This is a genomic window from Jiangella aurantiaca (assembly GCF_004349105.1).
Taxonomy (GTDB): Bacteria; Actinomycetota; Actinomycetes; order Jiangellales; family Jiangellaceae; genus Jiangella; species Jiangella aurantiaca.
On record NZ_SMLB01000007.1, the window covers coordinates 47,030 to 60,022 of the forward strand.

A 12,993-nucleotide genomic window follows, 5' to 3' on the forward strand; every position below is an offset into this window, starting at 1 on the left:
TGGCGAGATGAAGATTCTGATGATCGCACCGGCGTGCGATGGGCAGGACGTCGGTGAGTCGTGGGTGGCGTTCCAGTGGGCGTCGCTGGTGTCGCAGCGGTTCGAGCTCACGCTGCTGACCACGTACAAGCGTGGCCATGTTCCGCCGTCGCAGCAGCTTCCTGCTGTGCGGGTGGTGGAGTGGAGTGAGCCGCCGCTGGTCGATCGCGTCGAGCGGCTCAACAGCCTGATGCAGCCGGCGTACGCGCCGTTCTACGTGCGGGCGCGCCGCTGGATCCGCGCCCGGTTGCGCGACGGCGAGCGCTTCGACGTCGCGCACCAGGCCGTTCCCGTCGCGATGCGCTACCCGTCACCGGCCCGGCGACTTGGCGTCCCGCTCGTCATGGGGCCGGTCGGGGGGAGTCTGGAGTCGCCGCCGGGGTTCGTGGCCGAGGAAGGAGCGACCCCCTGGTACCAGCGGCTGCGCGCGCTCGACGGCTGGCGGATCCGGCATGACGCGCTGCTGCGCTCCACGTACGAGTCGGCTGAGTGCGTGGTCGGTGTCGCGCCCTACGTCCAGGAGTTCCTCGCCGATCTGACGCTCCGGCGGTTCGAGCTGATGAGCGAGACCGCCGTCCACGACGTTCCGCCGCCGGTCGACCGGTCGGGGCGTACCGGCCCGGTCCGGCTGCTGCACGTCGGGCGCATCGTCCGCACCAAGGGCCTGCGCGACGTCATCCGCGCCATGGCGGCCCTCCGCGACCTCAATCTCATGCTCGACGTCCTGGGCGACGGCAGCGACCGGGCGGCATGCGAGGAGCTCGTTCAGGAACTCGGCCTGACGGACCGGGTCACGTTCCACGGCGCGGTGCCGCGCGTCCAGGTGGACGCGTTCTACGAGCGCGCCGACATCTTCGTGTTCCCGAGCTACCGCGAGCCCGGCGGCAACGTGAGCCTGGAGGCCATGGGCTACGGCCTGCCGGTGGTCGTGTGCGACCGCGGCGGTCCCGGAGCGAACGTCGCCGACTCGTGCGCCTTCCGGCTGCCCGCGGTCTCGCCGGAGCAGCTCGCCGTGGACTGCGCGGCGGCGGTCCGCAAACTCGCCGAGGATCGTGAGCTGAGGTTGCGGATGGGCGCCGCCGCGCGTGAGCACGTCACCGCCACGCACCTGTGGCAGCACCGGCTCGACCGCATGAGCGACCTCTACGCGTCGGTCACCGGCCGCCCTCCATCGAGCAGCTGATCGGCTTCACCGGGATCGGCTGGCCTGCGCTGTCCAGCCGGACCACCTGCGCCTGCCACGGGTCGACCACCGAGCACTTCACGTCGATCGGCCCGTAGCCCCAGCTGCCCTCGACGACGTTGAGGTTGCGCACCGAGCCCGGCATGCCGTTGCGGAACGGGTAGCCGCCGCCGGCCACCAGGAGGCCGTCGACGTCGAGCGAGGTGTTGCCCTGGCTGTGCGGGTAGAAGAAGGCCGCCGTGCCCCAGCATCCGTCGCGCTCCTCGAGGATGACGGTGCTGTTGCGGACCTTCAGGTGGCCGCCGTAGTAGCCCTGGACGCCGTCGCCGTGCCAGTCGCCGCACTCGGTGGGCGGGGAGACCTGGATGAAGGAGTCCTCGATGGTGACGCCTTCGCAGCCGTAGTCGTCGCCGGCCGCGCGAAGGCCTTCCGGCACGCCGTCGACGAGGATGTTGCGCGCGGTGTAGCCGCCCGGTCCGATGACGAAGATGTCCTGGTCCGAGGTGCGCGACCGCGGCGTGAAGGTGGAATCCTCGATGACGAGCCCGTTACGGCAGACGTTGCGGGGGTCGTTCACGACGTTGGTGCCGACGGCGTCGATGCGCCGCAGCGTCACGTTGGGCGCGTCGACGTAGATGGTGCCGTTCGTGACCCGCAGGTCCTCGACGACCGCGCCGGCCTCGGTGATCCTCAGGTCTCCCGACACCTCGCGCACCGGCTTCCAGTCGGCCGGCAGGCCCGCCGACTCCCGGGTCGGGAACGCGCCGGGGTTCGACGGCTCGGCCGGGCGCGTCGGCGTGGCCGACGGGGTCGGCGTCGGTGTCGTCGACGGCGACTCGCCCGGCAGGGGCGGCACCGGCGGCAGCGGGGCGTCGGACGTGTCGTAGACGATGTCGACGAGGTAGTTCGAGCCGCGGTAGGTGTCGTCGGGGAAGCGGCTGTGGCTGCCGTAGTGGTACACGCCGGCGCCGGCCTGCAGGACGAAGCCGTTGCGGACCTGCCGCGTGGTCAGGTCGTGTTCGGTCACGGCGTAGCCGCCCTGGGGCGCGTGGTACGACGCGACGTAGGTCTCGCCGGCGGTGAGTGGTACGGAAGTCTCGAGCGGGACGGTCCGCCAGCCGACCGACCTGCTGGCCGCGAAGCTGACCCGGGCCAGGACCTCGCCCTCCGCCGACCAGAGCGTGGCGGTGGTGACATCGCGGGTCCGCGCGCCCTGGTAGTACTGCAGCGCGGTGACGCTGCCGTCCTCCTGCGGGGAGAAACGCACGCCCAGCTCCACTGCGCGGCGGTCCGGGTCGGCGGCCGTCCGGGGCGCGAGGTCGTCGGCGAAGATGCCGTCTGTCGACGGGGTGTCGTTGAGCGCCCACGCGACCGTGACGCCACTCACCACCGCGATCGCGGTGACAATGGCGGTGGAGAGGCGGAGCCGGATTCGACGATGACGGGCACGACGGATGCGTCTGCTGGCACGGCTGCGGATCGGCAGGTGAGTCATATGAGTCCAAATATCGGGATCATCGAACCGGACTGGAACCAATCGACAGTCTGCCCATCCACGGGCGCTCTTATGCCGCGAAATAGAAAAATATTCGCCGAAGTTTCGGAGCTGTCCCAATTCTAGACCTGTGCCGGTCTAATCAGACCTCTGGTGCATTCTCGCCGGCTCAAGATCCGTTTCTGCTTCCGATCCGGACGGAGCGGGATTCGTTCGGTGGCTCGGCGATTCGGGCGCATCGCCGGCGGGTTCGGCGGCCTCGGCAGGGTGCACCGGCTGGTGGGGCGGGGCGGCCGTCGCTTTGGGGCGGGCTCGTTCGCGGCCGCGGTTCGGCCGGCGTTGCCGGCGCCCGCCGATCAAGCCGTCGACCAGCCCGGTCACCAGCAGGGTCGCCACGATCCCGACGCCGCCGACGGCGCCGACGGCGCGGATCACCGCGGTGCGCACGGTCTCGGGCGCCCCGGGCCCGGCCAGGCGGAGCACGGAGATGCGGTCGGCGTCGGGCGACTCCACCTCGTCCTGGAGCACGTCCAGCCGCGCCGGCAGCTCGTCGACGACCCGGGAGACGATGGCGCCGGCCATGTCGGGGGTCGGAGCGGTCGACTCGACCACGATCATCGGCCCGCTGGTGCTTGGATCGGCGTCGACCGAGAAGTCGGCCCCCGGGAACTCGGCGAGGATCGGCTCGCGCACATCGTCGGAGCTCAGTGAGCGGACGAGGACATCACGGGCCAAGATGAGGCCGTCGAGGTACAGGAGCGGGTTGCCGCGCTGTGCGATCGTCGACTCGCCGGGCACGAGCGTCGCGGTGGCCGTGGACTCGTAGGTGGGCGCGACCCGCGCGGCCACCATGAAGCACAGCAGCCCAGTGCCGACCAGCCCCACCAGCACCACGTACCAGCGCCGCAGCAATGCGTTCAGGAGGTCACTGAGGATCACGTTTCGTCGGTCCTGCCCATCGATGTGTATCTGACCTGCAGTGTCTCACAGGCCCGCGGTCAGCGACGGCGCGCCTGCGCGACGATCGTCACTGTCGCAACACGGCGGGCGACCACGCCTCGGGGATCAGCACCTCAGGCGTGCCGCCGGCTGCCGGCATCGCCCACACGTCGGTGACGCCGGGCTCGTGGTCGCGGGGGAGGCCGTAGAGGATGGTGTCGTCGTCGAGCCATTCGACCTGGTCGTCGACGTTGCGCTGCTCGCCGAGCACGGTCTCCTCGCCGCTGGCGAGGTCCAGCACGGCGATCGACCAGTGCACGCCGGACCCGTCGTCGACATCCTTCTTGAAGGCGATCCGGCTGCCGTTCGGCGAGAGTGACGGACACTCGACGCCGTCGCGGACGACGCTCAGCGTTCGTGCCTCGAGGTCGCCGCGGACCAGCCATGTGTGCCCGAGCGCCTGGGATTGTGCGGTCGCGTAGAAGATGGTGTCGTCGACGAACGTGACGCCCCACATATTCCGGTCCACCGGGGCGATCTTCTCGCCGTCGACGAGTAGATCGAATTCTTCGATGTTCCCGTAGTCGCGGCCGCCGATTTCGTGGATCACCGTCTCTGTGGAGAATCCCGTCGACATGTAGGAATGTCCGGTGACGAATGAGGTCGTCGCCACGAGAGCGCCGTCGGGAGACAGCCGGGTGCGGCTGGGAATTCCCGGCAGCGGCCACGATCGCGTCGGCTGCCAGTTCGCGTCCAGCAACGCGGCCTCGAAGGTGGTGACGACGCCGCGGTCGGTGCGCAGGCACACCGTCCGGTCGCCGGTGGTGTCGACCCGGTCGCAGGCGACCGGTGCGACCTCGCGCGGGCCACCGGGGTCGTCGGCGGCGACGGTGGCGACGCGGCCGTACAGATCGCCGGGGGCCGTGCTGCGGAACACGATCCGCTCGCCGGTCACCGTCACGTCGGCCGGTACGAGGTCGACGTCGGTCGCGGTCGTCCGGGCCTGGCGGCTGCGGTCGTACTCCGACCAGCCGTAAGCACCGGCCGCCACGACGACCACGAGGACGACGAGGACGAAGCCGATGACTCGCCGGTTGCGCACCGTCATGCCAGCGCGCCGCCCTCGGGTTCAGGAGCCGGCCGCGGCGGGTCGAGGCCGCGCAGCGCGAGGAAGCACACCGGGACCGCGGCCGCGAGCAGCGCCGCCACCAGCAGCATCGCCGTGCTGCGGCCCAGGGCGTACCACAGCACGCCGAACGCCGCCGCCGCGATCATCCGGGTGACGGCGACCACCGTCTGCGCGGTCCCGATGGCCGCGGCGCGTACCGACGTGTCGGCGAGCTGGCCGGCCAGCGCGGCCAGGACGCCGTCGGTGGCGGCGTAGAACACCCCGAGCAGCACGAGTGCCGCGATCGTCAGCCCGGCCATGCCGGTGGCCGACCCGGCGCACAGGTAGGCGGCGAGCAGCGCCAGATGCCCCAGTACCAGCACCCGGGCGCGGCCGACGCGGTCGGAGAGCCGACCCACCGGGATGGCCAGCGCGAGGTAGGCCACGTTGGTCCCGACGTACAGGAGCGGGAACCACTGCGTGGCGAAGCCGTCGCGCGACTGGAGCGCAAGATAGACGAAGCCGTCGCCGATGGTGAGCAGCCCCAGGGCGCCCGAGACGATCAGCAGCCGGCGTAACCGCGGTTCGGCCACCGAGCGCCAGCTGAACGGGCGTCCTGCGGGATGCTCGCCCGGTTCCCTGGCGGCCCGGCGGCGCGGCCGGAGGTCGGGGACCAACAGGGCCAGCAGCGCGAACCCGATGACCGCACAGCCCAGGGACAGGACGAAGACGGTGGTGTAGCCGTCCGGGATCGCCCAGAGGATGACGAAGGCGAGCAGCGGGCCGAGCGCGGCGCCGATGGTGTCGAGCGTGCGGTGCACGCCGAAGGAGCGGCCGAGGTGCGCCGGGTCGGACGCCGCGGTGATCATCGCGTCCCGAGGCGCGGTGCGGATGCCCTTGCCGACGCGGTCGATCGCGACCAGGGCGGTGATGGAGGCGAATCCGGCTGCGACCAGCAGCCCCGCCCTGGTGACCATCGACAGGCCGTAACCGACGAGGGCGACCCACTTCGGGTGGTCGCCGCGGTCGGCCGCCCAGCCGCCGGCGATGCGGACCAGCGCGCTGGCGCCCTGCATCAGTCCGTCGATGAAGCCGTAGGCGATGGTGGTGAGCCCCAGAGCGGCGGTGACGTAGAGCGGCAAGATGGCCGCGACCGCCTCGGACGAGATGTCGGTCATGAGGCTCACGACGCCCAGCGTCACGACCACCGAGGAGACCCTGCTCTTCGTCCGGGGCGTTGCCTGCCGGCCGGTCTTCGGCCGGTCGCGCAGGGTGATGTACATCCGTCAGCCCTGGGCGACCAGCACGCCGGTCACGCTGAACACGGTCTCGTCGCCGGATGTCCGCGAGCTCACGACCAGGGCGTCGCCGGACCGGGAGAACGACGCCGCCGTGGTGCCGACGACCGCCGGCACCTGGTCCTCGGCGAACCCGCCGGCGACGAACCGGGCGCGGTAGTGCCCGATCACCTCGTCGGGCGACAGCGGAGCGGTCGCCTCCAGCGAGACCTGGACCCGCCGCCCTTCGGCCGACACCGCGCTCGAGGTGACCGTGGCGTCCGGCACGAGGTCGATCACGCCGACCGGGAAGCCGTCGACGAGCTCGCCGCTCGCGCTGCCGTTCGGCGGGACCTGCGCCAGCGACTCGGCTGCGGGCGCGTCGTCGTAGAGCTCGTCCAACCGCGGTGGCGCCGTGTCCTGCGGCTGCGGGATCACTTCGCTGCCGTCGCCCTCGGTAGCCCCATCGCTGCCGGTGGCCGTGGTGCCGGAAGTCGACGGGGCGTCGTCCGGCGCGTCGCCGCCGGGGGTGTTCTGGTCGGTAGGCTGCGCACCGGGCGCCATGCCCGATGTGCCCGGCGCGCCGGCCGACTGGGTGGCGCCCGCGGACTGGTCCATGGCACCGGACGGCTCGTCGTCGCCGGAGCAGCCTGTCACGGCGCACGCGAGCACCACGGCAGCGACCATGGCTGGTGTGTGTTTCACGGCGGCCCCCCACCCGTGCGAACACCTGCAGATCGACGAACTGCCCTCCCCGCGGCTCGTCACAGGCGATTCCTCACTGTAGCCTCATCCCGCGCATCTCCGCCACGCAGGACGCGGCGGACGGCGGGAGCGGGTGGCTCCGCCGGGGGACTCGACGAGGGGGATCGAGTGGACGCAAGGATCGACGCGTCGGCCGACGTCGACGCGCGGGCGGCCGTCGGCGACCGAACGACGGTGTGGCATCTGGCGCAGATCCGCGAGGACGCCGACGTCGGCGCGGACTGCGTCATCGGGCGCGGCGCCTACATCGGACCTGGCGTCCGGGTCGGCGCGGCGTGCAAGATCCAGAACTATGCGCTGGTCTACGAGCCGGCGGTGCTCGAGGACGGCGTCTTCGTCGGCCCGGCGGCCGTGCTGACCAATGACCTCTACCCGCGTGCGGTCAACCCCGACGGCACCCTGAAGTCCGCCGACGACTGGAGGCCGGTGGGTGTGACGGTGCGCGAGGGCGCGTCCATCGGCGCACGTGCCGTCTGCATCGCGCCGGTGGTGGTCGGGCGCTGGGCCACGGTCGCGGCCGGCGCCGTGGTGACCGGCGACGTGCCCGACTACGCGCTCGTGGCCGGTGTCCCGGCGCGGCGGTTGCGGTGGGTGGGGCGGGCCGGCGTACCTCTGGAGGCGGACGGGGACGGAGCGTGGCGATGCCCCGTCACCGGGGAACGGTTCGCCGAGACCGACGGCGGGCAGGCCGTCGTGCCGGTGGCCGCGGCCGAGGCGGGATGACCGGCCGGACCACCCGGCGCGGCCTCACCCTGCTCGCCGCCGCGGCCTCCTTGGGCGCGGCGGTCGCGATCGCGTACGTGCTGGGCAGCACGTCGTGGGGGACCGGGGTAGAAGGGTCGGTCGCCGACCTCGTGTCCGGCTGGCGCGACGGCGTCTGGCGCCTGCTGCGCGGTGGCTTCGGCCGGATCGTGCCGCCGTTCGTGCTGGTGCTGTTGGTCGTGCTGATCGTCGCGGTCCACCGTCGCGATCCGCGGACGGCGCTGTTCGCGGCTATCACCGCGGTGGGCTCCAACGTCACGGTGCAGGCGCTCAAGTCGGGATGGCTGCCGTTCCCGCCCAGCGCGCGACCGTCGGGGGAGGCGCTGCTCAGCGGCCACGTGCCGCTGGTGCTGTCAGGGGCGCTGATGGCCGTTCTCGTGGCGCCGTCCGGGGCGCGCCGGTGGGTCGCCGCTCTGGCCGCGCTCGCCGTGGTCGCGACGCTTGCCGAGGTGGTGGTCAGCGGCTGGCACACCGTCGGAGAGGCCCTCGCCCCTGCGCTGGTCTTTCTCGCGTGGGTGCTGCTGGCCGACGCCGTGACCGGCGGCGCCGGGAGGCGTCAGCCCTGACGGTAGAGCGGGCTCGCGCCGGACGTGGCGCCGGACCGGGCAGGGGTCTCGGCCGAGACGGTGTCGGTGCGGTTGCGGGTGTGAGCCTGGCCGAGCCATTCGCCCACCTCGGTCTCATCGGCGTCGCGGCCGGCCTGCCGCTCATGCCGGGCGACCTGTTCGCGCAGGTACTCGATCTCCTCGCGCCGGGCCCGCGAGCGGTTCACCCCGGCGACGATCGCCATGATGCCGAGTAGCAGGAGCAGGCCGGTGCCGACGCCCGCGGCGAAGACGCCCCAGACCGGCGAGTCGAGGTCGACGTCGAACGCGCTGAGCGCGACGGTATCACCGCCGGCGATGACGGCGACGACAACCGCTGCGGCGGCAGCGACGATGAGGAGCAGTCCGAGCACGATCATGCCGGGATCCTTTCGCAGGCGGCGTGTCAGTAGTCATCTCTTCCCGCGCCCACAACGGGGCAAACCCGGACGTCTGGCGCGATGAGTTCCGGCGCCGGGGCTGGTCTATCGTCCGAGAGTACGTCCCGAAGGAGACGACCATGACCACACCGACCGGCGACCGGAACCTCGACGGCTACGGTGCACCGCTGATTCCGTGGGAGAAGGTGCGGGCACGACTGGACGCGGGCGTGCCGCAGGCACCAGCCACCGGCGGCCCGAACCGGCACACCTGGTGGCTGGCGACGTCCCGGCCGGACGGCCGGCCGCACGTGATGCCGCTCGGCGTGCTGTGGATCGACGGCGTGCTCTACTTCACCTCCGGCCCGGGCACCCGCAAGTCCCGTAACCTGGCCGCCGACCCACGCTGCACGCTCACCGTCGCGCTGGACCCCTTCGACGTGATCGTCGAGGGGACGGCGGAGCGGGTGACTGACGAGGCGACGCTGCGGCGGGTCCGCGACGCCTTCGCGGCCGACGGCTGGGAGGCGGCCGTCGAGGACGACGCGCTCACCGCGCCGTACAGCGCGCCCAGCGCCGGGCCGCCGCCGTGGTATGTCTTCCGCCTGACGCCGGTGACGGTGTACGCGCTCGGCGCCGAAGAGCCGTACGGCGCGACGCGGTTCACGTTCTGAGCGTTCCCGGCGCTGTTCCCCTTTCCGTTGTGGGACTCGCCGCCATCCGGGACCTCGCGGTCGGCGCCTGGTCAGTCCTCGTTGCGCATGATGTCGAGGTCGACCGGGCCGTCGATGCCGTCGACCCGGGCGAACGTGTTCACCTGCCAGACGTGCCATCGCTCGTCGGTGGGCCGGCGGAAGAAGCGGTAGTCCCAGAGCCGCCGGTCCAGGCCGTCGCGCATCGGGTAGAGGTCGTCCCAGTCGGGCCGGACGTAGAACAGCAGATCGCGGCCCCACGCGCTCTCCACCAGCTCGACGAACGCGTCGACCTCGGCGGCCACCTGGTCGGCCGGCGGCCGCTCGCTGCAGTTGCCGGACAGCTCCAGGTCGATGACCGGCGGCAGTGCGTCGTCGTCGGGTGGTGCGACGGCGAGGAAGTTCTCGGCCTGCGCCGCACCCGGCGCGCAGAGGGTGAAGAAGTGGTAGGCGCCGCGGTCCAGCCCGACGCGGCCGGCGCCGGCCCAGTTCTCGTCGAACCACTCGTCGACCCACCCCTGGCCCTCGCTGGCCTTGATGTAGGCGAACTCGATGCCGTCGCGCGCGACGGCGTCCCAATCGATCTCGCCCTGGTGCGCCGAGACGTCGATGCCGTAGCGCTCGCCGTGTTCCAGCGCCGGCCGCCAGTGGGGGACGACGCCGAACCAGAGCACCGCGCCCAGCCCGATGGCCGCTACCACCACCGCCGAGACGGTGATGATGATGCGACGGCGCATGTCCCGTTCCCCCCGGATCCGTAACCTTCGTCCGTCACCCTAATGGGCCGGAGGGACGTATCGTCGCCACATGACAACGGACGTCTGGGCCGAGGGCGACGCCTACGAGGCGTACGTCGGGCGATGGAGCCGCCGGGTCGCCGCCGCGTTCGTGCCCTGGCTGGACGTGCCGGCCGGCGCGCGGTGGGTGGACGTCGGCTGCGGCACCGGCGCGCTCACCGAGGCCGTGCTCGCGCTGGCCGCGCCGGCCTCCGTCCTCGGCATCGACCCGTCGGACGGATTCCTCGAGACCGCCCGCGCGCAGGTCCCGGGCGCGACGTTCGAGGTCGGCTCCGCGGCGGCGCTGCCCGTCGCCGCCGGCGCGGCCGACGCCGTCGTCAGCGGGCTGGCGATCAACTTCGTGCCGGACGCGACGGCCGCCGTCGCGGAGTTCGTCCGGGTGGCCGCGCCCGGTGCCGTCGTCGCGGCGTACGTGTGGGACTACGCCGATGGCATGCAGCTCATGCGGTACTTCTGGGCGGCCGTGGCGGACGTCGACCCGGCCGGTGCCGGCCTGGACGAGGGCGCCCGCTTCCCGCTGTGCCGGCCCGAGCCGCTGACCCGCCTGTGGCTGGCTGCCGGGTTGTCCGACGTGGCGGTTCGGTCCATCGACATCCCGACGCTGTTCGCGACGTTCGACGACTACTGGCGCCCGTTCCTCGGCGGCCAGGGCGCGGCACCTGGCTACCTGGCCACGCTGCCGCCGTCCCAGCAGGAGGCGATCCGCGACGCGGTGCGGGCGCGGCTGCCGGTGGCGGCGGACGGCTCCATCGCGCTGACCGCCCGCGCTTGGGCCGTCCGGGGCGTGTGGCTCAGCGGCTGAGCGCGTCCTCCAGCTCCTTGAGCAGCCGGGCCTTCGGCCGGGCTCCGACCAGCGCCTGCACCGGCTCACCGTCGACGAACAGCATGAGCGTGGGCAGCGACATGATGCGGTAGCGGGCGCCCAGACCGGGGTGCTCGTCGGTGTTCACCTTGCGGATGGCGATGGTGCCGTCGAGCTCCTCGGCCAACTCGGCCAGCATCGGGGCGATCATGTGGCACGGCGGGCACCACTCGGCCCAGAAGTCCACCAGCACCGGGATGTCGCTCTGGAGCACGTCGCGGTCGAACGTCTCGTCGGTGACGGTGAGCGTCATCGCCGCTCCTCCTGCCGCTGCCGCGCCTGGGCGTCGTGGAGCTTGGCCTGGATGCCGGCTCGGATCGCCGTCAGCCGGTCCAGGTAGCCGTCGACCTCCGCGAGCTTGCGCCGGTAGGTCTCGATCGAGTCCGCGCAGGAGTCGCCGGACTCGTGGCCGGAGCGCAGGCAGTCGACGAACGGGCGGGTGTCGTCGAGGCTGAACCCGATGCCCTGCAGCGTCTGGACCTCCGTGACCAGCCGCAGGTCGTCCTCGTCGTACTCGCGGTAGCCGTTCGGGGCGCGCTGCGCCATCAGCAGGCCCTGGGACTCGTAGAACCGCAGCGCACGGGTGGTGGTGCCGGCGCGCTGGGCGAGGTCGCCGATTCGCATGCCTCGACGGTAATCCTTGACGCGCGCGTCAAGGCAAGACACTGCCGGTGCCGCCGCGACGGCAGGCGCCGTCAGGGGTGCTCGACGGGCAACGGTGTGGCATAGACGTCCAGCAGGCGCCGCTCGGCGTCGGCGAGGGCGAGCCGCACGGCGCCGAGCGCGACCGCGTCGTCGCCGAGCCGCGAGAGCTCCAACCGGGGCTCGACCAGCGTGCGGCTGCCCAGGTGCCGCCGCAGACCGGCCAGGATGACGTCGCCGGCGAGCGTGATGCTGCCACCGATCACGACCAGCTCCGGATCGATGGCGGACACGAAGGAGGCCAGACCGCGCGCCAGCCGGGCGCAGGCCTCGTCGACCGCCTGCAGCGCCCGCGGGTCGCCGCCGGCGGCAGCGGCGAGGACGGCGGCGGCGTCCGAGCTCTCGTCGTCGCCGAGGCTGCGTGCGCGGCGAAGGATCCACGCGGTCCCGACGGCGGACTCCAGCGGGCCGAGCCCGTCGGCCTGCACGCCCTGCGGTTCCTCCTCGAGCTCGAGAAACCCGATCTCGCCGGCCGCGCCGTGCGCGCCACGGTGCAACTGCCCGTCCACCAACACGGCGGCACCGATCCGGGCGCCCCACTGTACGAGGATCAGGTTCTCGGCGTCGCCGGCCGTGCCGTTCCACCGCTCAGCCATGACGGCGAGGTTGACGTCGTTCTCGACCCGCACCGGGCAGTCGAGGCCGCGGCGGAACAGGCTGGCGAGTTCGAGCGAGCTCCAGCCGGGGACGGAGGGCGCCTGCACGACGGCGCCGCGCCGGTCGTCGACGATGCCCGGTGTGCCGATGCCCACCGCCGCCACGTCGGCCGCGGTGATCGGCACCTGGTCCAGCGCCGTTCGCATGGTCGCCTCGACCTGGTCGAGCAGCTCGGCATGGGTGCTCGCCGCGGTGACATCGCGACGTGCGTGGGCGACGACCCGGCCGCTGAGGTCGGCGACCGCGCAGTAGATCTTGTGCGGTCCGACGTCGATCCCGAGGACGTGCCAGGCGTCGGCGCGGAAGCGCAGCACGCGCGCCGGCCGCCCCATGCGTGGGAGGTCGAGGTCGGGCGCCTCGGTCTCCTCGACCCAGCCGTCGGCCATCAGCGTCGAGACTGCCGCGGTGACCGTCGGGCGGGACAGGCTGGTCGCCTGGACGAGCTCGGTCACGCGCGCCGTTCCGGCGGCACGGATGGCGCTGAGGACCGCCGCGCAGTTCATGAGCCGCAGCACCTGAGGTCCGCTGCCATGTCCGGTTTGTTTCACTGTGCCCCCTTGACACCGACGTGTCGTGCCAACATAGTGATCATTCACACATAGTGAAGGAAGTTTCTTTACTAAGTCTAGGCGGCGCGCTGACGACACCGTCGGAGGGCCGCCCTGCCCGCCGTCGACGCTCGGGAGGTCGCCTGACCCGTACCTCGTCTGAGTACCGCGATCCCCGCAGCTCGCCGCTCGAAACGAGGCTC

Annotated in this window: 15 protein-coding genes; 5 read left to right on the plus strand and 10 right to left on the minus strand. The window is 72.2% G+C overall.

Going from position 1 to position 12,993, the window contains the following annotated elements; genetic code table 11:
• The first annotated feature begins 7 nt into the window (after positions 1–7).
• Positions 8–1,222 carry a glycosyltransferase family 4 protein gene (locus E1262_RS07390; protein ID WP_132102500.1) on the plus strand — a complete coding sequence of 405 codons (1,215 nt, stop codon included), beginning with the start codon at positions 8–10 and terminating at the stop codon, positions 1,220–1,222.
• Here the strand turns inward: E1262_RS07390 and E1262_RS07395 are convergent.
• The 5 genes from E1262_RS07395 to E1262_RS07415 form a co-directional block, all read right to left on the minus strand.
• Positions 1,194–2,609 carry a DUF4082 domain-containing protein gene (locus tag E1262_RS07395; protein ID WP_162605810.1) on the minus strand — a complete coding sequence of 472 codons (1,416 nt, stop codon included), beginning with the start codon at positions 2,607–2,609 and terminating at the stop codon, positions 1,194–1,196. The genes E1262_RS07390 and E1262_RS07395 overlap by 29 nt on opposite strands.
• Positions 2,610–2,855: 246 nt before the next feature.
• Positions 2,856–3,656 (minus strand): hypothetical protein, encoded by an 801-nt coding sequence (locus E1262_RS07400; protein WP_132102502.1) that lies wholly within the window; start codon positions 3,654–3,656, stop codon positions 2,856–2,858.
• An 88-nt stretch (positions 3,657–3,744) separates the two neighbouring features.
• Positions 3,745–4,764, minus strand: a complete 1,020-nt coding sequence (locus tag E1262_RS07405) for a TolB family protein (RefSeq protein WP_132102503.1) — start codon at positions 4,762–4,764, stop codon at positions 3,745–3,747.
• Positions 4,761–6,047, minus strand: a complete 1,287-nt coding sequence (locus E1262_RS07410; RefSeq protein WP_132102504.1) for an MFS transporter — start codon at positions 6,045–6,047, stop codon at positions 4,761–4,763. The genes E1262_RS07405 and E1262_RS07410 overlap by 4 nt, the downstream gene beginning before the upstream one ends.
• Positions 6,048–6,050: 3 nt before the next feature.
• Complete coding sequence (locus E1262_RS07415; RefSeq protein ID WP_132102505.1) at positions 6,051–6,728, minus strand: hypothetical protein; 678 nt, start codon at positions 6,726–6,728, stop codon at positions 6,051–6,053.
• Positions 6,729–6,914: 186 nt separating this feature from the next.
• Here E1262_RS07415 and E1262_RS07420 point away from each other — a divergent pair, with 186 nt between their 5' ends.
• A complete protein-coding gene (locus E1262_RS07420) occupies positions 6,915–7,529 on the plus strand; it encodes an acyltransferase (protein ID WP_132102506.1) in 615 nt (204 codons plus the stop codon).
• The gene (locus tag E1262_RS07425; RefSeq protein ID WP_132102507.1) at positions 7,526–8,134 is read left to right on the plus strand and encodes a hypothetical protein; all 609 of its coding nucleotides are present in this window, start codon (positions 7,526–7,528) and stop codon (positions 8,132–8,134) included. Before E1262_RS07420 ends, E1262_RS07425 begins: the two co-directional genes overlap by 4 nt.
• On the opposite strand, the gene E1262_RS07430 is transcribed toward E1262_RS07425, so the two are convergent.
• Positions 8,125–8,532: a hypothetical protein gene (locus tag E1262_RS07430; RefSeq protein WP_132102508.1), complete on the minus strand. Its 408-nt coding sequence runs from the start codon at positions 8,530–8,532 to the stop codon at positions 8,125–8,127. The two genes, E1262_RS07425 and E1262_RS07430, sit on opposite strands and share 10 nt — an antisense overlap.
• Positions 8,533–8,672: 140 nt before the next feature.
• Between E1262_RS07430 and E1262_RS07435 the strand changes: the two genes are divergently transcribed.
• On the plus strand, positions 8,673–9,206 hold the full coding sequence (locus E1262_RS07435) for a pyridoxamine 5'-phosphate oxidase family protein (RefSeq protein ID WP_132102509.1): 534 nt from the start codon (positions 8,673–8,675) through the stop codon (positions 9,204–9,206).
• A 71-nt stretch (positions 9,207–9,277) separates the two neighbouring features.
• Here E1262_RS07435 and E1262_RS07440 read toward each other — a convergent pair whose 3' ends face one another.
• Positions 9,278–9,961 (minus strand): GH25 family lysozyme, encoded by a 684-nt coding sequence (locus tag E1262_RS07440; protein WP_132102510.1) that lies wholly within the window; start codon positions 9,959–9,961, stop codon positions 9,278–9,280.
• Between the two features lie 70 nt (positions 9,962–10,031).
• Here E1262_RS07440 and E1262_RS07445 point away from each other — a divergent pair, with 70 nt between their 5' ends.
• Entirely contained in the window at positions 10,032–10,823 is a 792-nt protein-coding gene (locus tag E1262_RS07445) for a class I SAM-dependent methyltransferase (protein ID WP_132102511.1), read from the plus strand.
• Here E1262_RS07445 and trxA read toward each other — a convergent pair.
• From trxA to E1262_RS07460, 3 genes are all read right to left on the minus strand, one after another.
• On the minus strand, positions 10,813–11,136 hold the full coding sequence (gene trxA / locus E1262_RS07450; RefSeq protein WP_132102512.1) for a thioredoxin: 324 nt from the start codon (positions 11,134–11,136) through the stop codon (positions 10,813–10,815). The genes E1262_RS07445 and trxA overlap by 11 nt on opposite strands.
• A complete protein-coding gene (locus E1262_RS07455) occupies positions 11,133–11,507 on the minus strand; it encodes a MerR family transcriptional regulator (RefSeq protein ID WP_132102513.1) in 375 nt (124 codons plus the stop codon). The genes trxA and E1262_RS07455 overlap by 4 nt, the downstream gene beginning before the upstream one ends.
• Positions 11,508–11,578: 71 nt before the next feature.
• Positions 11,579–12,745 (minus strand): ROK family transcriptional regulator, encoded by a 1,167-nt coding sequence (locus E1262_RS07460; protein WP_132102633.1) that lies wholly within the window; start codon positions 12,743–12,745, stop codon positions 11,579–11,581.
• Positions 12,746–12,993: the final 248 nt, after the last annotated feature.